The sequence below is a fragment of the Rhodovulum sp. MB263 genome, assembly GCF_002073975.1.
Taxonomy (GTDB): Bacteria; Pseudomonadota; Alphaproteobacteria; order Rhodobacterales; family Rhodobacteraceae; genus Rhodovulum.
Window position 1 is genome coordinate 1,156,814 of record NZ_CP020384.1, and the last position, 24,517, is coordinate 1,181,330.

General features: G+C 66.6%; 23 protein-coding genes. 13 read left to right on the forward strand and 10 right to left on the reverse strand.

Features of this window, described 5'->3' with window-relative positions; all coding sequences use genetic code 11:
• Nucleotides 1-29: 29 nt before the first annotated feature.
• Nucleotides 30-1,439 carry a pentapeptide repeat-containing protein gene (locus tag B5V46_RS05545; protein WP_080615668.1) on the reverse strand — a complete coding sequence of 470 codons (1,410 nt, stop codon included), beginning with the start codon at nucleotides 1,437-1,439 and terminating at the stop codon, nucleotides 30-32.
• A 69-nt stretch (nucleotides 1,440-1,508) separates the two neighbouring features.
• A complete protein-coding gene (locus tag B5V46_RS05550; protein WP_196774354.1) occupies nucleotides 1,509-2,252 on the reverse strand; it encodes a serine protease in 744 nt (247 codons plus the stop codon).
• 136 nt (nucleotides 2,253-2,388) lie between these two features.
• Between B5V46_RS05550 and yajC the strand changes: the two genes are divergently transcribed.
• The 9 genes from yajC (at nucleotide 2,389) to B5V46_RS05595 (ending at nucleotide 8,790) form a co-directional block, all read left to right on the forward strand.
• Nucleotides 2,389-2,718 (forward strand): preprotein translocase subunit YajC, encoded by a 330-nt coding sequence (gene yajC, locus B5V46_RS05555; protein WP_080615670.1) that lies wholly within the window; start codon nucleotides 2,389-2,391, stop codon nucleotides 2,716-2,718.
• A 6-nt stretch (nucleotides 2,719-2,724) separates the two neighbouring features.
• A complete protein-coding gene (secD, locus tag B5V46_RS05560) occupies nucleotides 2,725-4,386 on the forward strand; it encodes a protein translocase subunit SecD (RefSeq protein WP_080615671.1) in 1,662 nt (553 codons plus the stop codon).
• A 10-nt stretch (nucleotides 4,387-4,396) separates the two neighbouring features.
• Nucleotides 4,397-5,368 carry a protein translocase subunit SecF gene (gene secF / locus B5V46_RS05565; RefSeq protein WP_080615672.1) on the forward strand — a complete coding sequence of 324 codons (972 nt, stop codon included), beginning with the start codon at nucleotides 4,397-4,399 and terminating at the stop codon, nucleotides 5,366-5,368.
• A 120-nt stretch (nucleotides 5,369-5,488) separates the two neighbouring features.
• On the forward strand, nucleotides 5,489-5,845 hold the full coding sequence (locus B5V46_RS05570) for an Mth938-like domain-containing protein (RefSeq protein ID WP_080615673.1): 357 nt from the start codon (nucleotides 5,489-5,491) through the stop codon (nucleotides 5,843-5,845).
• Nucleotides 5,846-6,032: 187 nt separating this feature from the next.
• Complete coding sequence (gene ccmA / locus B5V46_RS05575; RefSeq protein WP_080615674.1) at nucleotides 6,033-6,647, forward strand: heme ABC exporter ATP-binding protein CcmA; 615 nt, start codon at nucleotides 6,033-6,035, stop codon at nucleotides 6,645-6,647.
• On the forward strand, nucleotides 6,644-7,300 hold the full coding sequence (gene ccmB, locus B5V46_RS05580; protein WP_080615675.1) for a heme exporter protein CcmB: 657 nt from the start codon (nucleotides 6,644-6,646) through the stop codon (nucleotides 7,298-7,300). Before ccmA ends, ccmB begins: the two co-directional genes overlap by 4 nt.
• A gap of 56 nt (nucleotides 7,301-7,356) precedes the next feature.
• Entirely contained in the window at nucleotides 7,357-8,088 is a 732-nt protein-coding gene (locus B5V46_RS05585; RefSeq protein WP_080615676.1) for a heme ABC transporter permease, read from the forward strand.
• Nucleotides 8,085-8,243: a heme exporter protein CcmD gene (gene ccmD, locus B5V46_RS05590; protein ID WP_080615677.1), complete on the forward strand. Its 159-nt coding sequence runs from the start codon at nucleotides 8,085-8,087 to the stop codon at nucleotides 8,241-8,243. Before B5V46_RS05585 ends, ccmD begins: the two co-directional genes overlap by 4 nt.
• Complete coding sequence (locus tag B5V46_RS05595) at nucleotides 8,236-8,790, forward strand: DsbE family thiol:disulfide interchange protein (protein ID WP_155773958.1); 555 nt, start codon at nucleotides 8,236-8,238, stop codon at nucleotides 8,788-8,790. Before ccmD ends, B5V46_RS05595 begins: the two co-directional genes overlap by 8 nt.
• 478 nt (nucleotides 8,791-9,268) lie before the next feature.
• Here the strand turns inward: B5V46_RS05595 and acnA are convergent, their stop codons facing one another.
• Nucleotides 9,269-12,019 carry an aconitate hydratase AcnA gene (acnA, locus tag B5V46_RS05600; RefSeq protein ID WP_080615678.1) on the reverse strand — a complete coding sequence of 917 codons (2,751 nt, stop codon included), beginning with the start codon at nucleotides 12,017-12,019 and terminating at the stop codon, nucleotides 9,269-9,271.
• 232 nt (nucleotides 12,020-12,251) lie between these two features.
• Between acnA and B5V46_RS05605 the strand changes: the two genes are divergently transcribed.
• Nucleotides 12,252-12,950 carry a thioredoxin family protein gene (locus B5V46_RS05605; protein WP_080615679.1) on the forward strand — a complete coding sequence of 233 codons (699 nt, stop codon included), beginning with the start codon at nucleotides 12,252-12,254 and terminating at the stop codon, nucleotides 12,948-12,950.
• A gap of 82 nt (nucleotides 12,951-13,032) precedes the next feature.
• Here the strand turns inward: B5V46_RS05605 and B5V46_RS05610 are convergent, their stop codons facing one another.
• From B5V46_RS05610 to purB, 4 genes are all read right to left on the reverse strand, one after another.
• Nucleotides 13,033-13,914 (reverse strand): lysophospholipid acyltransferase family protein, encoded by an 882-nt coding sequence (locus B5V46_RS05610; RefSeq protein ID WP_080615680.1) that lies wholly within the window; start codon nucleotides 13,912-13,914, stop codon nucleotides 13,033-13,035.
• Nucleotides 13,915-14,092: 178 nt separating this feature from the next.
• A complete protein-coding gene (locus tag B5V46_RS05615; protein WP_080615681.1) occupies nucleotides 14,093-15,121 on the reverse strand; it encodes a flagellar motor switch protein FliG in 1,029 nt (342 codons plus the stop codon).
• Nucleotides 15,122-15,324: 203 nt separating this feature from the next.
• Nucleotides 15,325-15,486 (reverse strand): hypothetical protein, encoded by a 162-nt coding sequence (locus B5V46_RS20180; protein ID WP_196774355.1) that lies wholly within the window; start codon nucleotides 15,484-15,486, stop codon nucleotides 15,325-15,327.
• A gap of 143 nt (nucleotides 15,487-15,629) precedes the next feature.
• The gene (gene purB / locus B5V46_RS05620) at nucleotides 15,630-16,937 is read right to left on the reverse strand and encodes an adenylosuccinate lyase (protein WP_080615682.1); all 1,308 of its coding nucleotides are present in this window, start codon (nucleotides 16,935-16,937) and stop codon (nucleotides 15,630-15,632) included.
• A 77-nt stretch (nucleotides 16,938-17,014) separates the two neighbouring features.
• Between purB and B5V46_RS05625 the strand changes: the two genes are divergently transcribed.
• Together B5V46_RS05625 and B5V46_RS05630 are read left to right on the forward strand one after the other, a co-directional pair.
• Nucleotides 17,015-17,452 (forward strand): DUF6314 family protein, encoded by a 438-nt coding sequence (locus B5V46_RS05625; RefSeq protein WP_080615683.1) that lies wholly within the window; start codon nucleotides 17,015-17,017, stop codon nucleotides 17,450-17,452.
• Between the two features lie 91 nt (nucleotides 17,453-17,543).
• Complete coding sequence (locus B5V46_RS05630; protein WP_080615684.1) at nucleotides 17,544-18,137, forward strand: biotin transporter BioY; 594 nt, start codon at nucleotides 17,544-17,546, stop codon at nucleotides 18,135-18,137.
• A 451-nt stretch (nucleotides 18,138-18,588) separates the two neighbouring features.
• Here B5V46_RS05630 and glnA read toward each other — a convergent pair whose 3' ends face one another.
• Both glnA and B5V46_RS05640 read right to left on the reverse strand, forming a co-directional pair.
• Entirely contained in the window at nucleotides 18,589-19,995 is a 1,407-nt protein-coding gene (gene glnA, locus B5V46_RS05635; protein ID WP_080615685.1) for a type I glutamate--ammonia ligase, read from the reverse strand.
• Between the two features lie 75 nt (nucleotides 19,996-20,070).
• Nucleotides 20,071-20,409, reverse strand: coding sequence for a P-II family nitrogen regulator (locus B5V46_RS05640; protein ID WP_080615686.1), 339 nt, complete (start codon nucleotides 20,407-20,409; stop codon nucleotides 20,071-20,073).
• 176 nt (nucleotides 20,410-20,585) lie between these two features.
• Here B5V46_RS05640 and B5V46_RS05645 point away from each other — a divergent pair, with 176 nt between their 5' ends.
• Nucleotides 20,586-22,127 carry an NAD(P)H-hydrate dehydratase gene (locus B5V46_RS05645; RefSeq protein ID WP_080615687.1) on the forward strand — a complete coding sequence of 514 codons (1,542 nt, stop codon included), beginning with the start codon at nucleotides 20,586-20,588 and terminating at the stop codon, nucleotides 22,125-22,127.
• Between the two features lie 1,168 nt (nucleotides 22,128-23,295).
• On the opposite strand, the gene B5V46_RS05650 is transcribed toward B5V46_RS05645, so the two are convergent.
• Nucleotides 23,296-24,450 carry a PilZ domain-containing protein gene (locus B5V46_RS05650; protein ID WP_196774356.1) on the reverse strand — a complete coding sequence of 385 codons (1,155 nt, stop codon included), beginning with the start codon at nucleotides 24,448-24,450 and terminating at the stop codon, nucleotides 23,296-23,298.
• Nucleotides 24,451-24,517: the final 67 nt, after the last annotated feature.

Below are 24,517 nucleotides of genomic sequence, written 5' to 3' on the forward strand. Positions count from 1 at the left end.
GGGTGGTCTGGGTCTTTGTCTCGGGCCGGTTATGCCCGATCCTGAGGGGGGACGTAAGAGGCCGGATCGGCGCGCCAGAGGGCGCATTCACGTTCGAATATTGTTGGGCTCAGAGGCTCGGACGGCCAGTGACTCGGCCGTATGATCGGCTCCATGAGCGCGACTGTTCCATCACCGAAGCAGCGTTCGAGATCGAGATTCCCGAAGTGGTGTGCGTCGAGGATGCAATCGTGAAAGGCGAGCCCCTGATGGATCGTCAGCGGACGTGGCTGGGTGTCGGTGCCGGTTCGGGCTGTGCTGAAGCCAAAGTCGGTATCGCGTTGGTTTCTAAATCCAATTACGGTCGCATTTTGCCATGTGACTTTTGCAAAGTTAGCCCCGAGAGCCCACCTATAGGGGCCTCTCACTCCCGAGAAGCTGATGATGCTGCCGTCCATTTGAGCTTGCGAAAAGTCCGCCCCGATTTGCGCCTCCGGAGAAAAGAGGAAGCGGCTTCGATTGAAGATGGCCTGTGACAGATTGGCGTATTCGAACACAGCGCCCTCGAAGATGCTGTCATAGCCCTGAACTCTCTTCATGCTGGCAGACGTGAAATTGCAGTCGCGAAATCGGGACCGGTAGAGAAATGCATCGTTCAGATTGGATCCGGCGAAATCGGCACGGGAAAAATCCGCGCCACTGAGATCGCATTTGGCAAGGTTGCATCTGCTCAGCGAAAGACGGTAGCGGGCAGAAGTTTCCAGCTGCCGTTGGGATTCTGCCCGCCGCCCCAGCACGGTCAATGCAGTCTGGACATCGGTCAGGTCTGTCAGTTCGGAAAGAGAAGCCTTCGCCGCGTCCGTTTCCTCCGAGCGGGACAGTGGCTGCGATGACGGCGGCCTATGTGAGTTCTCGCGGATATAGGCGCAGAGGATCTCCATGACGTTCACATGGTCGCGGTCGCTGTCCCGGCTGATCCGTTCCAGCGCGTAGATCGCGCCGATGCGGACCTCGATATTGGGCTCTGTCGTCTCCTCTATCTCGGTCGAGCCGTCCGGATGCGTCAGCCGCCGCTTGACGGTCTTTTCCGCCCCCAGCCCCTCGACCGCCTTATTGAGGCGGTCGGTGATGAGGCCCTGTTCGGCCAGATTCAGCTGCTTTTGCGCGACGATCGAGCGCCAGACCAGAAAGGGAATGCCGATGAGGCCGGCGAGCACGAGGCCGGCATTGCGGATCGCCTCATATTGCCCTTCGACGCTGGCGAAGCGGTGTGCGAGGACAAGGGCGCCGACATATTGCACCAGAGTCAGGACCGCTGCGCCAAACGCGATGAACGCAAGCGCGAGGACGGGCAACGCCACGACGACGCGGACAATCCAGCCGAAGCCGGTGACCCTGTTGAAATCCGGTCGCCAGAGTTCGCGGACCCAGTCGACGAGGGGCGAGCGTTTTGTCGTCATTTGTCTTATCCTCCCTGTTCCGGAGCCTGTCCCGAACCATCGCCTCCGGGAACCGGTTTCAGCCGGGGCTTATCGACCCGCCAGAAAGGCCGCATCGGGGCGGGCGGCGATCACGCGGACCTCGCCCGCGCCGCGCAGGGAGGCCGAGATCACGCCGACCACCTGCCAGCCCTGGCCCGCGCGTTGCAGGACCGGGGCGCCGGAGCTGCCTTCGGTCACCGCGCAGCCGAGCCCGGCCATGCCGGGACTCTGGACCAGCACGCGGCAATCACCGATCCGGCTGAGCGCATTCGGCCGGTCGCGGCGATAGCCGATCACGGTGACCTCGGGGCCGATGCGCTCTGGCAGGGCCAGCGGAAGCGGCGCGATATCGGGGATCGGCGTCTCGAGAAGAAGGATCGCGACATCGCTGCGCAAGCTTCGGCTGTCCGGCCGCCTGTTCGGCTCGAAACCGGGATTGGGCCGCAGGAGGCGGGCGGTGCGGTGGGCAGCGTAGCCGCCCTTCAGCCAGCCCGCGAGGAAATGTACCTGGCCGGGTTTCGCCAGCTGGTGGCCGCGCAGCGCATACAGGCAATGGGCTGCGGTCAGGACCCGGTCGGTGGCGATCAGCGTGCCGGTGCAGAAACCGCCCGTGTCGAATCCCGCGACATTGACCCGGCCGATGGCGCGCCAGGCGCGGTGCTGGGGCTCGGCCAGCGGCTCGGCCTGCTGCGGCGTGCCCCCGGCCCGGGGCGCGGCCGGCAGGGCGGCCGCCCCCGCCATGACGAACAGGGCGAGCAACATCGCGGCAGGCGGGCGGCTCGAAGGTCGCATGGTCTTGATATGCCCGGATCGGGACGCCATTTGAAGCCCCGGCGCAGCGCCTTGCCAAGCAGAAGACCCACGGATAGGGTGCGCCGCGACTGAAAACGGGGCGACCCTTCTGCCCTTCGAACACGGGGACTTCCACATGTTTGCAACGCCAGCCTTTGCGCAAGCGGCCGGCGGAGGCGCCGCGGGCGCCTTCGGCTCTTTTCTCCCGCTGATCCTGATCTTCGCGATCATGTATTTCCTGCTGATCCGCCCTCAGCAGAAGAAGGCAAAGCAGCACAAGGCGATGGTGGACGGGCTGCGCCGCGGCGACCAGGTCGTGACCCAGGGTGGCGTGATCGGCAAGGTCTCGAAGGTCAAGGACGATGCCGAGGTCGAACTCGAGGTCGCCGAGAACGTCAAGATCCGTGTCGTGCGTCACACCATCGCCCAGGTGCTCAACAAGACCGAACCGGCGGAAAAGGCCTGATCGCCGATGCTGGATTTCGCGCTTTGGAAGCGGGCCACGATCTGGGGCATCGTTCTGATAGGGTTGCTGTTTGCGGCGCCCAACATGTTCTATTCCCGGGTCGAGGGGCATAACGACGCCCTCAAGGCCATCGAAACCCAGGGCGCGACCCCTGAACTGATCGCCAAGCGCGACGGCTGGCCCGGATGGCTGCCCTCGGGCCTGGTCAATCTCGGTCTCGACCTGCGCGGCGGCGCTCATCTTCTGGCCGAGGTGCAGGTCGAGGATGTCTATGCCGATCGCATGGATGCGCTCTGGCCCGATGTGCGCGACGCGCTGCGCGATGTCCGCGACCAGGTCGGCCCGATCCGTCGGATGGACGGCACGCCCGGCATGCTGAAGGTGAGGCTGGGCGAGCCTGCGGGCATGCCCGCTGCGATCAAGGCGGTGCGGGCGCTGGCCCGGCCCATCGTCAGCCTGACCGGCGTCGGGGCGTCGGATATCGACGTTTCGGGCGAGGGTGCGGTTCTGACCGTGCAGCTGTCCGAGCCCGAGAAGCAGGCCACCATCGACCGCACCCTGCGCCAGTCGCTGGAGATCGTGCGCCGCCGGATCGACGAGGTCGGCACGCGCGAACCGACGATCCAGCGTCAGGGCGAGGACCGCATCCTGATCGAGGTGCCGGGCATCGGTTCGGCCGACGAGCTGAAGGCGCTGATCGGCACCACCGCGCGGCTGACCTTCAACCCGGTCGTCTCGCGCACCGGCAATCCGAACCAGGCGCCGGGGGCCAGCAACGAGCTTTTGCCCTCGATGGACGAGCCCGGCACCTATTACATCATCGAGAAGACCCCGGTCGTCTCGGGCGAACAGCTGACCGATTCCCAGCCTGCCTTCGATCAGAACGGCGCGCCCTCGGTCACCTTCCGCTTCAACCCCTCGGGCGCGCGCAAATTCGGCCAGTACACCGCCGAACATGTCGGTTCGCCCTTTGCCATCGTACTGGATGACGAGGTGATCTCGGCTCCCGTCATCCGCGAGCCGATCCCGTCGGGTTCGGGCCAGATCACCGGCAATTTCACGGTAGAGGAATCGACCCAGCTTGCCGTGCTTCTGCGCGCGGGCGCGCTTCCGGCCGAGCTGACCTTCCTCGAGGAACGCACCATCGGCCCGCAGCTTGGCGCCGACTCGATCGAGGCGGGCAAGATCGCCTCGGCCGCGGCCTTCCTTCTGGTCCTGATCTTCATGTGGGCCAGCTACGGGCTGTTCGGGCTTTTCGCCAATGTCGCGCTGATCGTGAATATAGGGCTGATCTTCGGGCTCCTGTCGATGATCGGCGCGACGCTGACCCTGCCCGGCATTGCCGGGATCGTGCTGACCATCGGCATGGCGGTCGATGCCAATGTGCTGGTCTTCGAGCGCATCCGCGAGGAGCTCAAGACCGCCAAGGGCCCGGCCCGCGCCATCGAGCTTGGCTATGAGAGGGCGCTCTCTGCGATTCTCGACGCCAACATCACCACCTTCCTGACCGCGGTGATCCTGTTCGTCATGGGCTCGGGTCCGGTGCGCGGCTTTGCCGTGACGCTGGCCATCGGCATCGTCACCTCGGTCTTCGTCGCGATCTATGTCACGCGGATGATGATCGTGATGTGGATGTCCCGCCGTCGCCCCAAGACCATCGTGCTGTGAGGGAATATCCATGCGCCTGAAACTCGTTCCCTCCGATACCAGCTGGGATTTCCTGAAATTCGGAAATGTCTCGATTTTTGCCTCACTGGTGGCGATGGTGGTCTCGGTCATTCTGGTCTTCACCATGGGGCTCAATTTCGGCATCGACTTCAAGGGCGGCACCACGATCCGCTCGGAAAGCAGCCAGCCGGTCGATGTCGGGGCCTATCGCGATGCGATCTCTGCGCTCGATCTCGGCGATGTCTCGATCACCGAGGTGTTCGACCCGAGCTTCGGCCCGGGCAAGAACGTGGCCCAGATCCGGATCCAGGCCCAGGGCGATGCCGAAAGCGTCACGCCCGAAACCATCGATGCACTTGAAGCGGCGCTGACAGAGGTCGATCCCTCGATCACCTTCCCCTCGGTCGAAAGCGTGGGGCCCAAGGTCTCGGGTGAGCTGGTGACCTCGGCGGCGATCGCGGTCAGCCTCTCGATCCTGGCCATGCTGGTCTATATCTGGCTGCGCTTCGAATGGCAGTTCGGCGTCGGCGCGGTGGTCGCGCTGATCCATGACGTCACGCTGACCATGGGCATCTTCGCAGGCCTTCAGCTCAAGTTCGATCTCGCGATCATCGCGGCGCTTCTGACCATCGTCGGCTATTCGGTCAACGACACTGTCGTTGTGTTCGACCGGGTCCGCGAGAACCTGCGCAAGTTCAAGAAGATTGCACTGAAGGATGTGCTCAACCTCTCGATCAACGAGACGCTGTCACGCACCACGATGACCTCCTTCACCACGCTTCTGGCGCTGATCGCGCTGATCGTGCTGGGCGGCGACGTTATCCGCGGCTTCGTCTTCGCGATGACCTGGGGCATCGTCGTCGGCACCTATTCGTCGATCTTCGTGGCCTCGAACATCCTTCTCAAGCTGGGCGTCAAGCGCGACTGGTCGAAGGAAGGCGGGGACGGCGCGGGTACGCAGTTCGCCAAGGCCGAGCGCTGAGCCCCCCGAGGGGGCCTGCGGCGAGAAAACGATGAAAGCCACGAGACCCGGGCGCCGGGCGGTTTCCCCCGCCCGGCGCCCGTTCTATGATCGGGGCGCGCCAGGCGACAGGAGACCCCGATGAAACTGACCGAGATGACCATCCCCGACGGCCTGCCCATCGACGGCTACGGCCCGGGCTTCTTCCGGATCGCGGGCGAGATCCACGAGGGGGCCGCGCTTGTCGCCGATGGAAAGCTGCTGGCCTGGCAGGGGCCCGGCGACGAGGCGCCGCTGATGGCGCTTGCGGGCCGCGCCGACATCCTGCTGATCGGCACCGGAGAATGCCTGACCCCGCTGCCGAACCGGCTCCAGGCCCGGCTCGAAGCCGAGGGCATCGGGGTAGAGCTGATGTCGACCCCCTCGGCCGCGCGCAGCTACAATGTGCTCCTGGCCGAAGGTCGCCGGGTCGCCGTCGCGCTGGTGCCCGTCCCCTGACCCCTGACCATCCCTCACTTGGGCGTCGTCGCTGCCATGGGACCTGTCCGAAGGGACGCGCCGTCGGCCCCTCCTGTCGCGCTCTTCTTCTTGGCGAAAATACCCCGCCGGAGGCGGCGCGCTTCAGGGCGCCTGCCGTCCGGCTTTCCTGCTTCCCGCCCGTTGCCCTTTCGGCTATGCGGGGGGCATGGAACTGGTGGCGACGGATCTGGCCTGCGCACGCGGCGGCGTGCCGGTGCTCGAAGGGGTAAGCTTCACGCTCGCCGCCGGGCAGGCGCTGATGCTGCGCGGCCCGAATGGCTGCGGCAAGACCACGCTCCTGCGAACCCTCGCGGGCCTGCAGCCGCCGCTTGAGGGCACCGTTTCCGCCCCGCCCGAGTCAATCGCCTATGCCGCCCATGCCGACGGGCTCAAGGCTACGCTCACCGTCGCCGAGAACCTGAGCTTCTGGGCCCGTATCTTCGGCCAGACCGACATCGCCCCCGCGCTCAAGGCCTTCGATCTCGCGGATCTCGCCCGGCGCCCGGCGCAGAACCTCTCGGCCGGGCAGAAGCGCCGCCTGGGGCTGGCCCGGCTTCTGGTCACCGGCCGGCCGATCTGGATGCTCGACGAACCCACGGTCTCGCTCGACGCGGCCTCGGTCGCGCAGTTCGGGCGCGCCGTGCGCGGCCATCTCGAGCGGGGCGGCGCAGCCCTCATCGCCACCCATATCGACTTGGGTTTCGAGGCAGGCCTGCTCGACGTCTCGGGCTTCCGTGCCCGGCCGCGCCGGATCGACAGTTTCGACGAGGCCTTTGCATGATCGCGCTTCTTCAACGCGACCTCCGGCTCGCGATCCGGGCCGGTGGCGGCTTCGGGTTGGGGCTTGCCTTCTTCCTGATCGTCGTCGTGCTGGTGCCCTTCGGCGTCGGCTCCGACAGCGGGCTTCTGGCCGCCATCGCGCCCGGCATCCTCTGGGTCGGCGCGCTTCTGGCCTGCCTGCTCTCGCTCGACCGCATCTTCGCGCTCGATCACGAGGACGGCTCGCTCGATCTGCTGGCGACAGCGCCGATCCCGCTCGAGGGCGTCGTCGCGATGAAGGCCGCCGCGCATTGGGTGACGACCGGCCTGCCGCTGACGCTCGCCGCCCCCGGGCTCGGGCTTTTGCTGAACCTGCCCGCGGCGGGCTATGGCTGGCTGGCGGCGAGCCTTGCGCTCGGGACCCCCGCGCTCAGCATGATCGGCAGCTTCGGCGCGGCGCTGACCGTCGGGCTCAAGCGCGGCGGGCTGCTGCTGTCCCTGCTGGTGCTGCCGCTTTACGTGCCGACGCTGATCTTCGGCGCCGAGGCGGTGGCGCGCGGCATCGACGGGCGCGAGACCGGCACGCCGCTTCTGATGCTGACGGCGATCACGCTTGCCAGCATGGCGCTGCTGCCCTTCGCCGCGGCTGCGGCAATCCGTATCAACCTGCGCTAGGGGCCTCACACGCTCGTCACTTGAGGGCCTTCGGAAACGCCACTAGGAACACGCTCATGCCGTCGCTTTGGGAATATGCCAATCCGCAGAAATTCATGCAGACCTCGTCGGTCCTGCTGCCGGTCTTCTCGGTGGTTGCGGCGATCTGCCTGGGGGTTGGGCTGGTCTGGGGCTTCTTCCTGACGCCCGAGGCCGAGAATTTCGGTTCGACCGTCAAGATCATCTATATCCACGTGCCTGCGGCGATGATGGCCATCAATGCCTGGGTGATGATGCTGGTGACCTCGCTGATCTGGCTGGTCCGGCGCCACCATGTCTCGGCGCTGGCGGCGCGGGCGGCCGCGCCCATCGGCATGACCATGACCCTGATCGCACTGATCACCGGCGCGATCTGGGGCGAGCCGATGTGGGGCACCTACTGGGTCTGGGACCCGCGGTTGACCTCCTTCATGATCCTGTTCCTGTTCTATCTCGGCTATATCGCGCTCTGGGAGGCGATCGAGAACCCCGACGCGGCCGCCGACCTGACCTCGGTCCTGTGCATCGTCGGCTCGGTCTTCGCGCTGCTCAGCCGCTATGCCGTGAATTTCTGGAGCCAGGGCCTGCATCAGGGCGCCTCGCTCAGCCTCGACAAGAAGGAAAACGTGGCCGACGTGTTCTACATCCCGCTTCTGTTCTGCATCGCGGGCTTCGTCTGCCTTTTCGTCGCGCTGGTCCTGCTGCGCACCCGGACCGAGATCCGGGCCCGCCGGGTCCGGGCGATGCTTGCAAGGGAGCGGATGGCATGATCCCCGATCTTGGAAAATACGCGGTTGCCGTGCTGTCCTCCTATGCGCTGACGATGGCGCTGATCGCGGTGCTGATCGCGGTCTCGCTCTGGCGCGGCGCACGGGTCCGGCGCCAGCTGGCCGAGGTCGAGGCCCGGAGGGAAACGGATGTCTGAGAAAAGACGGATTTCACCCCTGCTGCTGCTGCCGCCGGTCCTGTTCGCGGGGCTTGCGGCGCTTTTCTTCATCGGCATGGGGCGCGACGATCCGGATGCGCTTCCCTCGATGCTGATCGGCAAGCCCGCGCCCGCTCTGGTGCTGTCCGATCTGGCCGGGCAGGGGCCCTTCGACGCCGCGGCGCTGGCCGATGGCAAGGTCAAGCTGGTGAATTTCTGGGCCAGCTGGTGCGCGCCCTGCCGGCAGGAGCATCCCGAGCTCGAGGCTCTGGCCGGGGCCGGGGTCACGATCTACGGCATCAACTACAAGGACGATCCGGCCAAGGCGATGCGCTTCCTCGACGAACTCGGCAATCCCTTCGCCGCGCTCGGGGCCGACCGGTCCGGTCGCACCGCCATCGAATGGGGCGTCTATGGCGTGCCCGAGACCTTCGTTCTCGATGGCGATGGCACCGTGCGGCTGCGCCATCCGGGGCCGCTCACACCGGCAATCGTCGAGGCCGAGATCAGGCCGTTGCTCAAGGACTCTCGGCCCGCATCGAACTGAGACCCGGCCTTCCCGCGCCCTCCGTCTTTTCGCTGTCTCCGGGCCAGGTTTGCATCTTGCATCGCGTCAGGGCGTTGCCCCGAGGTTGCCCCGAGTCCGTCTCCGGAGGGCGCGTGCCGACAGCTTCCGGCTTGGGGCGGTCCCGGTCCGCAGAGGCCCGTGCAGAGGCCCGTCTGGAAGGGGCCCGGATGATGAAAGGATGCGGCTCTATAGCCGCGGTGGCCACGGTTGGCGCAAGCGCCAGCCTGTCTCACGAAATCAAGGCCGTTGACGTCTGTTGTGACGATCCCCCAATTGTCTCCTGAAAGGTCTTCTGAAAACGTAGCGTCAAAAGTCTTCGAATATGGCAAAACCATAGTCGAAACTTGATCTGGCGCAAAGAAGAACCCGTGGGACGGTCCGCAAAACTTTTGTTTCAGCAAACGAGATCGCCCCGAGGTAAGCCCCGGGGCGACTTTGTTTTCAGAGGGTTGGCGGCTCAGCCGGCCTTGGCGAGGTTGCGCAGCACGTAATGCAGCACGCCGCCATGTTCGACATATTCCTTCTCGATGGCGGTATCGATCCGGCACTTGAGCGTCACGGTCTTCTCGCTCCCGTCGGCATAGGCGATGGTGCAGGGCACCTCGGACTGGGGTTTCAGATCGCCCGCGAGGCCCTTGATCGAAAAGCTTTCCTCGCCTGTCAGGCCCAGCGTCTTGCGGGTGTCGCCGCCGGTGAATTCGAAGGGAATCACCCCCATCCCCACCAGATTCGAGCGGTGGATGCGTTCGAAGCTCTCGGCGATCACTGCCTTGACCCCCAGAAGCGCCGTTCCCTTGGCCGCCCAGTCGCGCGAGGACCCGGCGCCATATTCGATGCCGCCGATCACCACCAGCGGAACGCCCTTCTCCTGCCAGGCCATGGCCGCCTCGAAGATCGAGGTCTCGGCCCCGTCCGGACCCTTGGTATAGCCGCCCTCGACGCCCGAGAGCATCTCGTTGCGGATCCGGATATTGGCGAAGGTGCCGCGCATCATGACTTCGTGGTTGCCGCGGCGAGAGCCGTAGGAGTTGAACTCGCGCACCGGCACCTGACGCTCGATCAGGTATTTGCCCGCGGGCGTCGTGTCCTTGAACGATCCGGCAGGGCTGATGTGGTCGGTCGTGACCATGTCGCCCAGGATCGCCAGCGGACGGGCGCCCTCGATATCGGTGATCTCGCCGGGTTCCGTGCCCATGCCCTGGAAGTAGGGCGGGTTCTGCACATAGGTCGAGCTTGCCGGCCAGTCATAGGTCTCGCTGTCGGTGGTCTCGACCGCCTGCCATTTCTCGTCGCCCTTGAAGACATCGGCATATTTCGACTGGAAGGCGTCGCGGGTCACGGTCTTCTCGACCAGTTCGGCGATCTCGGCCTGGCTCGGCCAGATGTCCTTGAGGAAGACATCCTTGCCGTCCTTGTCCTGGGCGATGGGGTCGCGGGTCAGGTCGATATTCATGTCGCCGGCGATGGCATAGGCCACCACGAGCGGCGGCGAGGCCAGGTAGTTGGCGCGCACATCGGGGCTGATCCGGCCCTCGAAGTTGCGGTTGCCCGACAGCACCGAGGTCGCGATCAGGTCATTGTCGTTGATCGCCTTCGAGATCTCGTCGGCCAGCGGCCCCGAATTGCCGATGCAGGTGGTGCAGCCATAGCCCACGAGGTTGAAGCCGATCGCGTCCAGGTCTTCCTGCAGCCCGGCCGCCTCGAGATACTCGCTGACGACCTGCGAGCCGGGGGCGAGCGAGGTCTTGACCCAGGGCTTGCGGGTCAGGCCCAGTTCGCGCGCCTTGCGCGCCACGAGCCCCGCGCCGATCATCACATAGGGGTTCGAGGTGTTGGTGCAGGAGGTGATCGAGGCGATCACCACCGAGCCGTCGCGCAGCTCGTAATCCTGCCCCTCGACCTTTGCGCTCTTGCGCGGATCGGCATCGAGATCGGGCGCGGGGGCCTCGGCCAGCATGTCGCGCGCTTCCTCGCTTTCGTCGATGCCGCGATAATCCGACACCACGTTGAAGAAGGACTGCGCGGCATTGGTCAGCGGGGTGTGATCCTGCGGCCGTTTCGGGCCCGAGATCGCGGGCACGACCGTGCCCATGTCGAGATGCAGCGTGTCGGTATAGACCGGATCGTAGCCGGTATCGCGCCACATGCCATTGGCCTTTGCATAGGCCTCGACCAGGGCGACACGGTCCTTGTCGCGGCCGGTCTGGGTCAGATAGCGCAGCGTTTCCTCGTCGACCGGGAAGAAGCCGCAGGTGGCGCCGTATTCGGGGGCCATGTTGGCGATGGTCGCGCGGTCGGCCAGCGGCAGATGGTCGAGCCCCTCGCCGTAGAATTCGACGAACTTGCCGACGACGCCCTTCTGGCGCAGCATCTGCACGACCTTCAGCACCAGATCGGTGGCGGTGGTGCCCTCGACCATGCTGCCGGTCAGCTTGAAGCCCACGACCTCGGGGATCAGCATCGAGACCGGCTGGCCCAGCATCGCGGCCTCGGCCTCGATCCCGCCGACGCCCCAGCCCAGGACGCCCAGACCGTTGACCATGGTGGTGTGGCTGTCGGTGCCGACCAGCGTGTCTGGATACGCCACCTGGTCGCCGGACTGATCGGTATCGGTCCAGACGGTCTGGGCAAGGTATTCCAGGTTCACCTGGTGGCAGATGCCGGTGCCGGGCGGCACCACGCGGAAGTTGTTGAACGCCTTCTGGCCCCATTTCAGGAAGGTGTAGCGTTCGATGTTGCGTTCATATTCGCGATCGACATTCATCTGGAACGCGCGCGGATTCCCGAACTCGTCGATCATCACCGAGTGGTCGATGACCAGATCGACCGGGTTCAGCGGGTTGATCTTCTGGGCATTGCCGCCCAGCCCCAGAATGCCGTCGCGCATCGCGGCCAGGTCGACCACCGCCGGAACCCCGGTGAAATCCTGCATCAGCACGCGGGCCGGGCGATAGGCGATCTCGCGCGCGGTCCTGCCGCCATTCGCGGCCCAGTCGGAAAAGGCCTTGATGTCATCGATGGTGACGGTCTTGCCGTCCTCGAAGCGCAGCAGGTTTTCCAGCACGACTTTCAGCGCCGCCGGCAGGCGCGAGAAATCACCGAGCCCCGCCGCTTCGGCCGCGGGGATCGAGTAATAGGCATAGCTGGCGCTTCCGACGCTCAGCGTCTTGCGAGTCTTGGCTGTGTCCTGTCCAACGGTGATCGGCATGAAAGATCGTTCTCCATCAGGGTGTCGCGCGGTTCATAAAATTACTGCACGCTCTTGCCCGATCGCATCGTGGCGATCAAGGGGGGTGCGAATTAATTTGTATACCGTTGTGCACTGAAATGTCCAGAGGACGCGCGGCCGATCCGCACGGCCCCCTCCCGAATCCTTGATTGGCAGGTGTCCGGGCGCTTGGGTACGAAGATCGGGCGAAGGGGAAATCAAGGCGAGTCTGATGCGCGCAGTCCTAACGGTCCTGTTGGCGGGATGTATCTTTGTTGCCGGTCCCGCCCGGTCGGATCCGAGCCCGGTGGTGGTCGAGCTGTTCACCTCTCAGGGGTGTTCCGCCTGTCCGCCGGCCGATGCGCTGATCGCCGAACTGGCCAAGCGCGACGATGTGATCGCGCTGGCTCTGCATGTCGATTACTGGGATTATATCGGCTGGAAGGACATCTTTGCCGATCCGGCCTTCACCCTGCGGCAGAAGGCCTATGCCCATGCCGCGGGCCGACGCTCGATCTACACCCCGCAGATGGTGGTCGAGGGTGCTGATCACGTCGTCGGCTATCGGCCGATGGACCTCGCCCATCTGATCGAGACGCATGCCCTCGCGGACAGTCCGGTCGAGCTCGGTCTCGCGCGGCAGGGCGACATGGTGACGGTGACGGCGGTCTCTGCCGAACCCTTCGGCGAGGATGTGGTGCTTCAGATCGTGCGCTACCGGCCCGAACAGCAGGTCGATATCCAACGCGGTGAGAATGCCGGAAAGACCCTGCGCTATGCCAATATCGTCGAGGCCTGGACCCCGGTCGCGCGCTGGAACGGGGCCGAGCCGCTTTCGGTGAGCGTGCAGGCCGCCGGGGACGAGCCGATCGTGGCGATCCTGCAGCGTCCCGGGCCGGGGGCGATCCTGGCAGCCGCGCGTCTGCGATAAGGCTGTGCCCTCGCGTCAAGGGCCTCGCGCGACGGCATAACGATGCGGGCGGTCTCTGCCGGCGCGCGGCTGCGTGTCGCGCTCAGTGCGCCTTCCAGCGCCGATGGATCCAGAACCATTGTTCGGGATGATGGCGGACCCGGGCCTCGAGGCTGTTATTGAGGGCCTGCATCATCTCGCGCGGGGTGGCGCGTACCACCGGCGCCTCGATCTCGATCTCGAAGCTCAGCCCGTCGGGGCGGCGGGTCGCGTAGAAGGGGATCAGCTCGGCATCGTAGCGCAGGGCCAGCTCGGCGGCCGACAGCGCGGTCAGGGCGGGATGGCCCATGAAGCGCAGCTCGGCGCCGCGCCGGGCATGCTGGTCGGTCAGCAGGACCAGCATGCCGCCGCTGCGCAGATGGCGCACGAAGCCCGCGGTGCCGCGCCGTCCCTGCGGGAAGACCGGGCCGCCGAAAGCCTCCATCGTGCGCACGTAATGGGCGTTGAAGAACGGGTTCGCCATCGGCCGGTACAGCCCGCCGATCTCGTAGCCGCGGGCGACCAGCGCGGCCCGGGCGGCCTCGTAATTGCCGAAATGCCCGGTCACGAGGATGGCGGGGCGTCCGGCCTGCTTCGCGGCGGCGAGTGCGGCCAGCCCAGGGCCCTTCGGCTCTGTCGTGGCCATCCGGGCAAGGAAGGTCTCGGTCGAGTAATTCTCGATCAGGGTGCGGCCGGCATTGTCGGCCACCTGATCGGCGATGCGGCGGCGCCGGGAGGCGGGCATGTCGGGCCAGATCATCGCCAGGTTGGCCTCGGCCCGGCCGCGATAGCCCGCGACGGGGGCAATCAGCCGACGTGTCACCCAGCCGCCAAAAGGAACCCGGCGCTCATAGGGCAGGGCGAGGGCGGTGCCGATCAGCAGGCGTGCAACCCGATCTGTCAGCCAGTCGCCAAGACGCCTGGAGCGCCTGTCCCGCTTGCCCATCGGACCGGTTTCCTCTCGTTGTCCGGTCCGCCTGGCCGGGATCTGCGCTTTGCCTCGCATCGCGCCCGCCGCCATCCGTCGTCGGGCCGCGATGTCTCGCGCAGGCAGACATAATCCCCCGGCGCCCGGGCGACAAGCGCCGCCCCGTGCTTGCGGCGCCGGGCGGCGGATCGGGGCCTCAGGCGGTCTTGCTCGACTTTCGCAGCTTGATTTCGCCGGCCGCCTCCATGCTGCGGATCGCGGCGATCACATCGGACATCGCGGCCTCGGTTTCCTCGGCGCCGGGGGCGTCGCGTTCGTTGATCTCGTCGCGGATCTGGTTGGCCATCCGTTGCGACATGTTGGCAAGGATGTACTCGACCGCCGGCCCGGTCCGCCCGTCGGCGCCGGCCATGGCGGTGATCAGCTTGGTCTGCTCGATCGCGCGGGTCAGCGCCGGCACGTCGCGTTCGTCCAGCCGGTCAGGAATGTCGGCGAAGGTGAAGACCGCCTGGCGGACCTTCTCGGCCAGTTCGGCATCGGTTTCGCGCAGCCCTTCCAGCACATCCTCGCGCGTCGCCGCAGGGGCCACGTCGAGGATCGCGCCCATCCTGGTCTCGGGCGCCAGTTCGAAGGCGGGTTCGGGCGCGGAATTGATCCGCTCTGCCAGGGCGCGGCCGATCCGGGTCACGGCGGCCGGGGGCACCTCGGCGGTGCGTGAGATCGCGAAGGCGATGCGGCGCGCCTCGGGGCCGGGCATCCGGCCGAGCGTGCTGGCCGCGATCGGGCTGGGCAGTTTCGACAGGGCCACGGCCGCGATCTCGGGGCTTTCGGCCAACAGAAGTTCGGTCAGGCGGTCGGCGGGCAGCTCGGACAGGGTCTGCCAGGGGTCGCCGCCGCGTCCGCTCCCGAAGCGGGCGCGGATCGAGGCCGCGGCCTCGGGGCTCAGATGGTCGCCGAGCAACCGCATCGCCTCTTCCATCCCGCCCGGGAAGGAGAGGCCGAATTGCTCGATCTCCAACAGGAATTCCTCGATCACGCCCTGAAGCGTATTGCCGTCGATATAACGCATGCTGGCGATTTCGTCGGCGAGATCGGTCTGCACGGAGGCCGGGAGCGAATGAAGCGGCAGGTCAATCCCCTCGTTCAGAACCAGACGAACGATAATGGCCGCCTTCTGGCGCGAGGTCAGGCCGCTGGAGGCGATAGGGGCTCCGAAACTCTGCACGTGGGTCTCCGTCTTCCTGACCAAGAGGCATAATCCCCGGGTGTTAAGCCGGAGTTATCGAAGACCGCCCGCATTGCGGAATTTCGTGAGGAATTTTGTCGCGATCGGGGCGGTTTAGAAAAACGCCGCCCGAAGGTCACATGAAAGAAGGCGGCACCTCCGCCGCGCCGCCTTCGGATCTGTGCTGCCGGCCGGGCCAGGGCTCAGCTGGTGGTCTGGTCCACGCATTGGCCCGAGACCGAGTCGAAGATCTGGCCTTCGCCGCACTGACTGGCATTGATCCGCTTCTGCCAGCCGCATTCCGCCGAGGCGAGGGCGGGCAGAAGCGCAAGGGTCGCCGCTGCAAGGATCGTCCTGGTGGTCATGGGTCGCATCTCCGTCCTGAAGGTGCCCCAGCGTAACACGAATCAGCGCCTGCCGAAGTCACGGAAAATTCAGCGGGCGCGCCTCTGCCCGAGGCGCGCCCGCCAAGGCCCCGGCACCGTCGCCCGGGCCGGAGATCGCCGGTTCAGGCTTCGCCGAACACCCGGGCGAAGATCGTGTCGACATGCTTGGTGTGATAGCCTAGGTCGAATTTCTCCTCGATCTCGGCCGGGCTCAGCGCCGCCGTGACCTCGGGATCGGCCAGCAGTTCCTCCTTGAAGTCCTTGCCCTGTTCCCAGACCTTCATCGCGTTCCGCTGCACCAGCCGATAGGCATCCTCGCGGCTGACACCGGCCTGGGTCAGCGCCAGCAAGACCCGCTGGGACATCACCAGCCCTTTGAACTTGTTCATGTTCGCCAGCATGTTCTCGGGGTAGATCACCAGCTTGTCGATCACGCCCGCGAGCCGGTTCAGCGCGAAATCGAGCGTCACCGTCGCATCGGGCGCGATGCCGCGCTCGACCGAGCTGTGCGAGATGTCGCGTTCATGCCAGAGCGCCACGTTCTCCATCGCCGGAACCACGGTCATGCGCACCAGACGCGCCAGCCCCGTCAGGTTCTCGGTCAGGACCGGGTTGCGCTTGTGCGGCATCGCCGAGCTGCCCTTCTGGCCCTTCGAGAAGAACTCTTCGGCCTCGAGCACCTCGGTCCGCTGCATGTGACGGATCTCGATGGCGATGTTCTCCATCGACGAGGCAATCACGCCCAGCGTCGCAAAGAACATCGCGTGGCGGTCGCGCGGGATGACCTGGGTCGAGATGGTCTCGGGCTTCAGCCCCATCTGCCTGCAGACATGCTCTTCGACTGCCGGGTCGATATTGGCGAAGGTGCCGACCGCGCCCGAAATGGCGCCGGTCGCGATTTCCTCGCGCGCGGCCTCGAGGCGCCGCCTGCCGCGTTCCATCTCGGCATAGAAGCGGGCGAAGGTCAGGCCCATGGTGGTGGGCTCGGCATGGATGCCATGGCTGCGCCCGATGCGGACGGTATCCTTGTGCTCGAAGGCGCGGCGCCTGAGCGCGGCCAGAAGCTTGTCCATGTCGGCGATCAGGATGTCGGCCGCGCGCATCAGCTGCACGTTGAGGCAGGTGTCGAGCACATCCGACGAGGTCATGCCCTGATGCACGAAACGCGCCTGATCGGCGCCGACATGTTCGGCCAGATGGGTCAGGAAGGCGATCACGTCATGCTTGGTGACGGCCTCGATCTCGTCGATCCGGGCGACGTCGAAGACCACGTCCTTCGCGGTCCAGACCGCTTCGGCATTCTCCTTCGGGATCACCCCAAGTTCGGCCTGGGCATCGCAGGCATGGGCCTCGATCTCGTACCAGATGCGGAATTTGGTGGCAGGCTCCCAGATGGCGGTCATCTCGGGGCGGGCATAGCGGGGGATCATGGGCGCAGCCTTCGCTTGGACGTGGGTTCGCGGTCTGATACCGCCTGGGGGCAGGCGCGGCAAGAAGCGGGGGCAGGGTGCCGGAACTTCAGGATTTCGAGGGAGCTTGGCGGCTGACGCGCCGGATCGACGACCGGCTGACGGGGCAGGTGCTGCGGCTGACGGGCCGGGCGGTCTTCGCTCCCGACGGTTCAGCTCCGGCGGCGGGCCTTGTCTATGACGAGACCGGGCAGCTCGAGATCCCTGGCCGGCCGCCGGCGGTCGCGACAAGGCGCTATCTCTGGCGCGCGCGACAGAGAGGGGGCGCAGAGGAGATCGAGGTCCTGTTCGAGGATGGCCGCTTCTTTCATGCGCTGGGCCCCGGCGCCCGGCCCGGGGCGCGGCACGATTGCGCGCCCGATCTTTACCGCGTGCGCTACGATTTCTCGGCCTGGCCCTGCTGGTCGAGCCGCTGGGACGTGCGCGGCCCGCGAAAGAATTATGCGATGGAAAGCAGCTACCGGCCAGAATCTTAGCCTGCGCCCGCAGCAGCCACCCGCCGGGTCTTGCGCCGGAAGCGGCGCTCGGGCAATACGGACGCAACGAATTGCAACGGGAGTGACCGTAATGGCGTATGCCCTGACCGAAAAGGTCCTTGTCGACAATATCATGCCCCGGAACGGCGCCCAGCGCCTGGTTCGGGAAGCGGCTCTGGTCGTGGCCGGGATCGCGGTCCTGGCGCTGGCGGCCCATATCAAGGTGCCGATGTTCCCGGTGCCGATGACCATGACCACCTTCGCGGTTTTGACGCTGGGCGCCGCCTACGGGCCGCGGCGCGGTCTGATCACCATTCTGGGCTATCTCGGCATCGGCGCGCTGGGCTTCGACGTCTTCGCCGGAACCTCGGCCGAGGCCTCGGGCCTGACCTACATGATGGGCTCGACCGGCGGCTATCTGGTCGGCTATGCGCTGGCCGCCCTCACGCTCGGCACCTTCGCCCGCGCCGGCTGGGACCGCTCGATGGGCCGGATGGCCCTGGCCATGCTGGTCGGCAATGTCGTGCTCTACATCCCCGGCGTGATCTGGCTCGGCCAGCTCTACGGCTGGGACCAGCCGCTGCTGGCCTGGGGCGTGACGCCCTTCCTGCTGGGCGACGCGCTGAAACTGGCGCTGGCCGCGCTGGCGGTTCCGGCGGTCTGGCGGCTGATCGGCCGCGACTGATCGACCCGATATCTTAGGAATTGGAAGGGGCGCGGCCTGCGGGGCGCGCCCCTTCTGCATGTTGGGATGACTGCGCCTCGTCCGGGCCGCTCGCCGCTTCCGTGCAAGGGGCGGTGTCCGATCTGACAAGGGCGGTCGGCGGATCCTGCGTGGCCTTCGACCGCGCCGCCTTACCCTTGCCCGTTTTCAGGGCCGCGACAGAGGCCGCCCGGGGTGAGGTTCCGGCCGGCCTCAAGACGCAGCTCTTGCGGGGCCCGCCTGTTGCACCATTGCCTTTCCGCCGCGCGGCATGTGGCGTCGGTCGGGGCGGGCCTTCGATCCGCCTTGAGCCGGGATCTTCCGATGCCCGGATGCGTTCCGGCCGTGCCTTGCGCGTTGGCCGAAACCGCGGACAGAAAAGGGCGCCCGAAGGCGCCCTTTTCCCGGAATTCGCAGGTCCGAAGGACCCGGGTCAGCAGCTGTAATACAGCTTGTATTCCATCGGGTGCGGCGTGTGCTCGAAGGCATAGACCTCTTCCCACTTCAGCTCCAGGTAGCCCTGGATCTGGCTCTTGGTGAAGACGTCGCCCGCAAGCAGGAAGTCGTGGTCCTTCTCGAGGCTCTCCAGCGCTTCACGCAGCGAGGCGCAGACCGTCGGGATGCCTTCCAGCTCTTCGGGCGGCAGGTCGTAGAGGTTCTTGTCCATCGCCTCGCCCGGATCGATCTTGTTCCGGATACCGTCGAGACCGGCCATCAGCAGCGCCGAGAAGCACAGATAGGGGTTCGCCGACGGATCGGGGAAGCGGGCTTCGACGCGCTTGGCCTTCGGGCTCTCGGTCCACGGGATACGGATGCAGCCCGAGCGGTTGCGGGCCGAATAGGCGCGCAGCACGGGGGCCTCGAAACCGGGGATCAGCCGCTTGTAGGAGTTGGTCGAGGGGTTGGTGAAGGCGTTCAGCGTCTTGGCATGCTTGAGCAGACCGCCGATGAACCACAGCGCTTCATTGCTGAGATCGGCATACTGGTCGCCGGCGAACAGAGGCTTGCCATCCTTCCAGATCGACATGTTGCAATGCATGCCCGAGCCGTTGTCGCCCGCGATCGGCTTCGGCATGAAGGTCGCCGTCTTGCCGTAGGCCAGCGCCACGTTGTGGATGATGTACTTGAACTTCTGCAGGTTGTCGGCCTGTTTCTTCAGGCTGTCGAAGATCATGCCCAGCTCGTGCTGGCAGGTCGCCACCTCATGGTGGTGCTTGTCGACCTTCATGCCGATCTGCTTCATGGTCGACAGCATTTCCGAGCGGATGTCCTGGCCCTCGTCGGACGGGTTCACCGGGAAGTAACCGCCCTTGTAGGTCGGACGGTGGCCGAGGTTGCCCGACTCGTATTCGGTGTCAGTGTTCCAGGCGGCATGCTCGACATCGATGGAGAAGGCGACCTTGTTCGGCGAAACGGCATAGCGCACGTCGTCGAAGATGAAGAACTCGGCCTCGGGGCCGAAATAGGCCACATCGCCGATGCCCGAGGATTTCAGGTAGGCTTCGGCCTTCTCGGCGGTGCCGCGCGGATCGCGGTCATAGGCTTCGCCGGTATCGGGCTCGACCACCGAGCAATGCACGCAAAGCGTCTTCTCGGCATAGAACGGGTCGATATAGGCGCTGTCCGGGTCGGGCATCAGCTTCATGTCGGAGGCTTCGATCGACTTCCAGCCGGCAATCGACGAGCCGTCGAACATGAAGCCTTCGTCCAGGAAATCCTCATCGACCTGATCGGCCATCACCGTCACGTGCTGCAGCCTGCCGCGCGGATCGGTGAAGCGGATGTCGACATATTCGACATCCTCGTCCTTGATGGTCTCGAGAACCTTGTTCTTGCTCATGTGACCTACTTCCCCTCTGTCTTTAGGTTTGGTCGCGTCCTGGCCGGGCGCACCCGGCGCGCTTGGTTCGGGTGACTAGAGTGCGTCCTCGCCGGTCTCGCCGGTGCGGATGCGGATCGCCTGCTCGACCGGCGAGACGAAGATCTTGCCGTCGCCGATCTTCTCGGTCTTGGCGGCGGCGACGATGGCCTCGATGGCGGCATCGACCTGATCGTCGGGCAGGACGATCTCGATTTTCACCTTGGGCAGGAAATCGACGACATATTCGGCGCCGCGATAGAGTTCGGTATGGCCCTTCTGGCGGCCGAAGCCCTTGACCTCGATCACGGAAAGACCCTGGACGCCCGTCTCCTGCAGCGCCTCTTTGACCTCGTCCAGCTTGAAGGGCTTGATGATCGCCTCGATCTTCTTCACGGCGCGCGACTCCCTCTTGGTATGGTTCGAAGCCCGACAGACCACTTTCCCCGAAGGGGCACAATTGGCTAGGATGGTCCGAAAGTTTGGCATTCATGGAATCTTGCGGTGCCGCCAATGAATTGAGCGCAATGCCTTCTTAATGAGCAAATTGGAAACGCTTTTCGGGGAAAACCATGTCCGAGCTTCTGACTGCTGCCCAAATGCGCGCCATCGAGGCCGAGGCTCTGGCGCGAGGCGATGCAGATGGCAGGACGCTGATGGAGCGCGCGGGCGAGGGCGTGGTCGATGCGGCGCTGGCGCACTGGCCCGATCTCGGTACCGTTCCGCTTTCGGCGCTGGTGCTTTGCGGTCCCGGCAATAATGGCGGCGACGGCTTCGTGGTGGCGCGGCTTTTGGCCGAACGCGGCTGGCAGGTGGAGCTGTCGCTCTTCGGCGCACCCGACCGGCTGCCGCCCGATGCGCGGCTCAATTACGACCGCTGGGTCGCGCTCGGCTGCGTGCGGCCCTGGGACGATGCGGCGCTGGCCGGTCGGCTCGATGCGGGCGGCTGCGATCTCGTGATCGACGCGCTGTTCGGCAGCGGCTGCAGCCGCGGGATCGCGCCCATCGCCGGGCATATGGCGGCGGCGATGGCCCGTTTCCGCGCGTCGGGCGGACGGGCATTGGCGATCGACATGCCAAGCGGGCTCTGCACCGATAGTGGCCGCGATCTCGGTGGCGTGCTGCCCGCCGCGCTGACCGTGACCTTTCATCGCGCCCGGATCGGCCAGTTCACCGCCGAGGGCAGCGCCTCTTGCGGCCGGATCGTGGTGGCCGATATCGGGCTCGATCCCGGCCCTTGTCCCGGGTCGGTGACGCTGGTCGGCGCGCCGGGGCACGAGATCGGCAAGGCCGGCGCGGTCGGCGGGCACAAATACAGCCACGGCCATGCGCTGGTGCTGGCGGGCGGCGCGGGGCGCACCGGCGCGGCCCGGCTGGCCGCGCGCGGCGCGCTGCGGGTGGGGGCGGGGCTGGTGACCCTGGGCGCGCCCGCGGAGGCGCTGGCCGAATGCGCGGCCCATCTGACCGCGGCGATGCTGCGCCGGGTCGAGGAGGCCGGGGATCTGCTTGCGCTGCTGGAGGATCCGCGGATTTCGGCGCTCGGCCTCGGGCCTGGCTTCGGCACCGGATCGCGCGAGGCCGGGCTTCTGGGGCTGGCGCTCGACAGCGGCCGCCCGCTCGTGCTCGATGCCGATGCGCTGAGCCTTCTGGCGCAGCAGGACGCCCTCTTTTCGAGGCTTCACGGCGGTTGTGTGCTGACCCCGCATGGCGGCGAATTCACCCGGCTCTTCCCCGATCTGGCCGAGAAGCTTTCCGGCCGGCCGACCTGCGGCCCGGGCTTTTCCAGGATCGACGCGGTGCGCGCCGCGGCGGCCCGGTCCGGGGCGGTGGTGCTCCTGAAGGGCGCGGATACCGCGATTGCCGCGCCCGATGGCCGGGCCGCGCTGCATGCCGCGCTGTACGACCGCGCCGTGCCCTGGCTTGCGACGGCCGGGGCGGGCGACGTTCTGGCTGGGATCGTCACGGGCCTGCTGGCCCGCGGCCGCCCGCCTTTCGAGGCCGCCATGGCCGGGGCCTGGTTGCATGTCGAGGCAGCCCGGGTCTTCGGCCCCGGCCTCATTGCCGAGGATCTGCCCGACAGCCTTCCGGCGGTCTTCCGCGGGCTCGGTCTCTGAAGCCGGTCGGCCCGGCAGCCGGCCGGTGCGCCCGCGGCCCTGTGCCGTGTCTGGATCGCGCGGAGATACCGTGCCGAAGGCGATTTCCGTGCTTCCTCACGGCTCCGGCCCCGGCACCCGCGCGCTGTCGGGCCCTGTCACGGATGATGACGGCGAAGCCCTGCTTGGCGGTTGTCGTCGGTTTTCGAGCGGTCCCGGCCGCGCCGCGGGGACGCTGGCGCCTTTGCCGTGACAGAAGGGAAGGAACTCCCTGCGCGGCAGAGGGCGGGGCGTTCGCGGGAGCCCCTCGGGACGGCCCCTGACCGCATTGACCCTACCGGACAATCATCGACAGAGAAACCGGCCCGGGGGAGGCCCGGGCGCGGATCGGCGCGAGGGAATCCGCCGGTCGGATGGCCGCCCGGCCGGGGCTGGCTCTCGGCGCCGTGCAGGACGCAGCCGAGGGCCGCCCAGGTTTCGGGCCGGGGCGGATTGGCCAGTACTATCCAGTACTATGTTGAAACCTCGCTTACCGTCACCCAGAGTGCCAACTTATGGGGTATGGTTCCGCCTTTTGGTCTCTGCCTCGTAAACGGATCTGTTCCGTCTCTTTGGAGAACGACATTCCACACTTTGGCGACCACTCGGCGGCTGCCGGTGTTTTTCAAAGATATCCCAGCTCTCCTGGCTTTCCTGCGATGGGCGGATACCATCGCGCTTGTCCGCCGGAGGGGGCGTCGCCTGAGCGCTGCGGCTCTCCTGGACCCGCCTGCCCGCTGCGCCGCGCGTGCCCGTCATTGCCGAGACGAGGTCTCGGCGCTGCCGCAAGCGGGCCGCGGCCGGCAGGTCGCGGATGTGCCCGCGAAAGAGCTGTCGGTGAACGCCGTGATCCTGCGGCATTTGGCAAAGGGCTTACCGATTGGGTTGATCCGAGCCGGGCGCCGGTGCGGCACCCATCACAAGCGCCGGGGCCTTCGGCATGGCGGCTCCGGGTTCCTTGATACCGCAGATCCGCGCGAAAGACCGTGCTTTGGGGCGTCACGGGCTTTCGGTGCGAGGGGGGCGGTGCCGCGATCCGGATTTCGTCCGGGCGCGTTTGCGGTCGGGGCGCCCGGCTTCTCCGCCGATGCGATAATCCGTCGCCGAGACCCGGCCTCCGGCGCGACGCCTGTGCAGGCCGGGAATGCAGCTAGGCCCTTGCTGTCTGGTCCATGGCGGCGTTCGATGCGCCGTTGTAATCGGGCATGTCCGAGGAGGAGGGCTCCCAGCGATGCCATTTCAGCAGGTTTTCAAATTCGGCCTTGCTGAGGGTGCGGAGGAAGGCCAGGCCGACGAAATAGTTCGTCGACCAGCTGACGCGGCAGCCAATCTCGAGATCGCTTAGTTCGAGCGTGCCGCGCTCTCCCGGTTCGGGGACGGTCGTCAGGTGCAGCTTGGCGCCGTTGGGGCTGATGTCGACCGCCACGGCCGGGGTTCGGCTGTCGGACAGCCGCAGATAGGTGTTCATGTGGCAAAGCGTCCGCGGTGTCCTGCGCCGCATGTGTCGAAGCACGTAGAAAACGCTTGCTCCGGCCAGGGCCAGACCGCCGAGCCCGGCCGCGGCATAGGCGATCCAAGGCGTTGCCCGGGCGGGTTGCAAGGGTTTCGACGTTGTCGGAAGCCGGGTGCCGATCTGGCCCTCGTTGATCGCTTCCCTGGAAAAGTCCGGCCGGGCCTCAAGCCGCTGCTCGGTATTGGCGGGGCTGTCGTCCCCGGGGGCGGGGGCGCCGATGGCGGCGGTCTCGGGCGGCGCGTCCGGAGAGAGCGCCAGCAGGTCCTGCCCGGCCGGGTTGGCGATGGCTCGTTGCGGTGGAGCGGCATTGTCCGTCCTCAGGGGGTGCGGCGCGCCGACCCGCCCGTCGCCGCCCCCGTTGCCCGAACGGCGTGCTCCCGCGAGGCCGCCGGTCGCGGAGAGCTTCAGGCCCGCGCGCCAGTCCGGGTCGGCGCGGCAGCGCAATTGCTGCAGATAGCTCTGCATCCGGCGGACCACGGCGCCGGCATCGGGCGGCTCCGGGACGACGCGCAGCCTCTCGGCCACCAGGGCGATGTAGCCGGAGACCACCGGCAGCCCCTCTTCGAGCCCGGCCATGGTCATCACCCGTGCGAGCCGGTCGGGATCGGCGCTGGCAATGGCTTTCGAAAGGCTGCGGGCCTCTTCGAGCCGGAACATGCTTGGCCCGGTGCGGGCCAGGGTCTCGCCCTCGACATAGATCCAGACCAGCCAGTTATGCATCGGGCAGGGATCTTCGGCGCGCGCGGGGCCACTGCCCGCCAGCAGGACTGCGACCAGGGCGAGGAGGCGCATGGCAGACATGGCGGACATGGCGCGGCTGTGTCGCATGGCACGTGTCATCCTTTCGCGTCGAGAAGGC

Excerpts from the sequence above, each read along its gene's own strand:
- B5V46_RS05545 (WP_080615668.1), bottom strand. The coding sequence starts at position 1,439 with ATGACGACAAAACGCTCGCCCCTCGTCGACTGGGTCCGCGAACTCTGG.
- B5V46_RS05550 (WP_196774354.1), bottom strand. The coding sequence starts at position 2,252 with ATGCGACCTTCGAGCCGCCCGCCTGCCGCGATGTTGCTCGCCCTGTTC.
- yajC (WP_080615670.1), top strand. The coding sequence starts at position 2,389 with ATGTTTGCAACGCCAGCCTTTGCGCAAGCGGCCGGCGGAGGCGCCGCG.
- secD (WP_080615671.1), top strand. The coding sequence starts at position 2,725 with ATGCTGGATTTCGCGCTTTGGAAGCGGGCCACGATCTGGGGCATCGTT.
- secF (WP_080615672.1), top strand. The coding sequence starts at position 4,397 with ATGCGCCTGAAACTCGTTCCCTCCGATACCAGCTGGGATTTCCTGAAA.
- B5V46_RS05570 (WP_080615673.1), top strand. The coding sequence starts at position 5,489 with ATGAAACTGACCGAGATGACCATCCCCGACGGCCTGCCCATCGACGGC.
- ccmA (WP_080615674.1), top strand. The coding sequence starts at position 6,033 with ATGGAACTGGTGGCGACGGATCTGGCCTGCGCACGCGGCGGCGTGCCG.
- ccmB (WP_080615675.1), top strand. The coding sequence starts at position 6,644 with ATGATCGCGCTTCTTCAACGCGACCTCCGGCTCGCGATCCGGGCCGGT.
- B5V46_RS05585 (WP_080615676.1), top strand. The coding sequence starts at position 7,357 with ATGCCGTCGCTTTGGGAATATGCCAATCCGCAGAAATTCATGCAGACC.
- ccmD (WP_080615677.1), top strand. The coding sequence starts at position 8,085 with ATGATCCCCGATCTTGGAAAATACGCGGTTGCCGTGCTGTCCTCCTAT.
- B5V46_RS05595 (WP_155773958.1), top strand. The coding sequence starts at position 8,236 with ATGTCTGAGAAAAGACGGATTTCACCCCTGCTGCTGCTGCCGCCGGTC.
- acnA (WP_080615678.1), bottom strand. The coding sequence starts at position 12,019 with ATGCCGATCACCGTTGGACAGGACACAGCCAAGACTCGCAAGACGCTG.
- B5V46_RS05605 (WP_080615679.1), top strand. The coding sequence starts at position 12,252 with ATGCGCGCAGTCCTAACGGTCCTGTTGGCGGGATGTATCTTTGTTGCC.
- B5V46_RS05610 (WP_080615680.1), bottom strand. The coding sequence starts at position 13,914 with ATGGGCAAGCGGGACAGGCGCTCCAGGCGTCTTGGCGACTGGCTGACA.
- B5V46_RS20180 (WP_196774355.1), bottom strand. The coding sequence starts at position 15,486 with ATGACCACCAGGACGATCCTTGCAGCGGCGACCCTTGCGCTTCTGCCC.
- purB (WP_080615682.1), bottom strand. The coding sequence starts at position 16,937 with ATGATCCCCCGCTATGCCCGCCCCGAGATGACCGCCATCTGGGAGCCT.
- B5V46_RS05630 (WP_080615684.1), top strand. The coding sequence starts at position 17,544 with ATGGCGTATGCCCTGACCGAAAAGGTCCTTGTCGACAATATCATGCCC.
- glnA (WP_080615685.1), bottom strand. The coding sequence starts at position 19,995 with ATGAGCAAGAACAAGGTTCTCGAGACCATCAAGGACGAGGATGTCGAA.
- B5V46_RS05645 (WP_080615687.1), top strand. The coding sequence starts at position 20,586 with ATGTCCGAGCTTCTGACTGCTGCCCAAATGCGCGCCATCGAGGCCGAG.
- B5V46_RS05650 (WP_196774356.1), bottom strand. The coding sequence starts at position 24,450 with ATGCGCCTCCTCGCCCTGGTCGCAGTCCTGCTGGCGGGCAGTGGCCCC.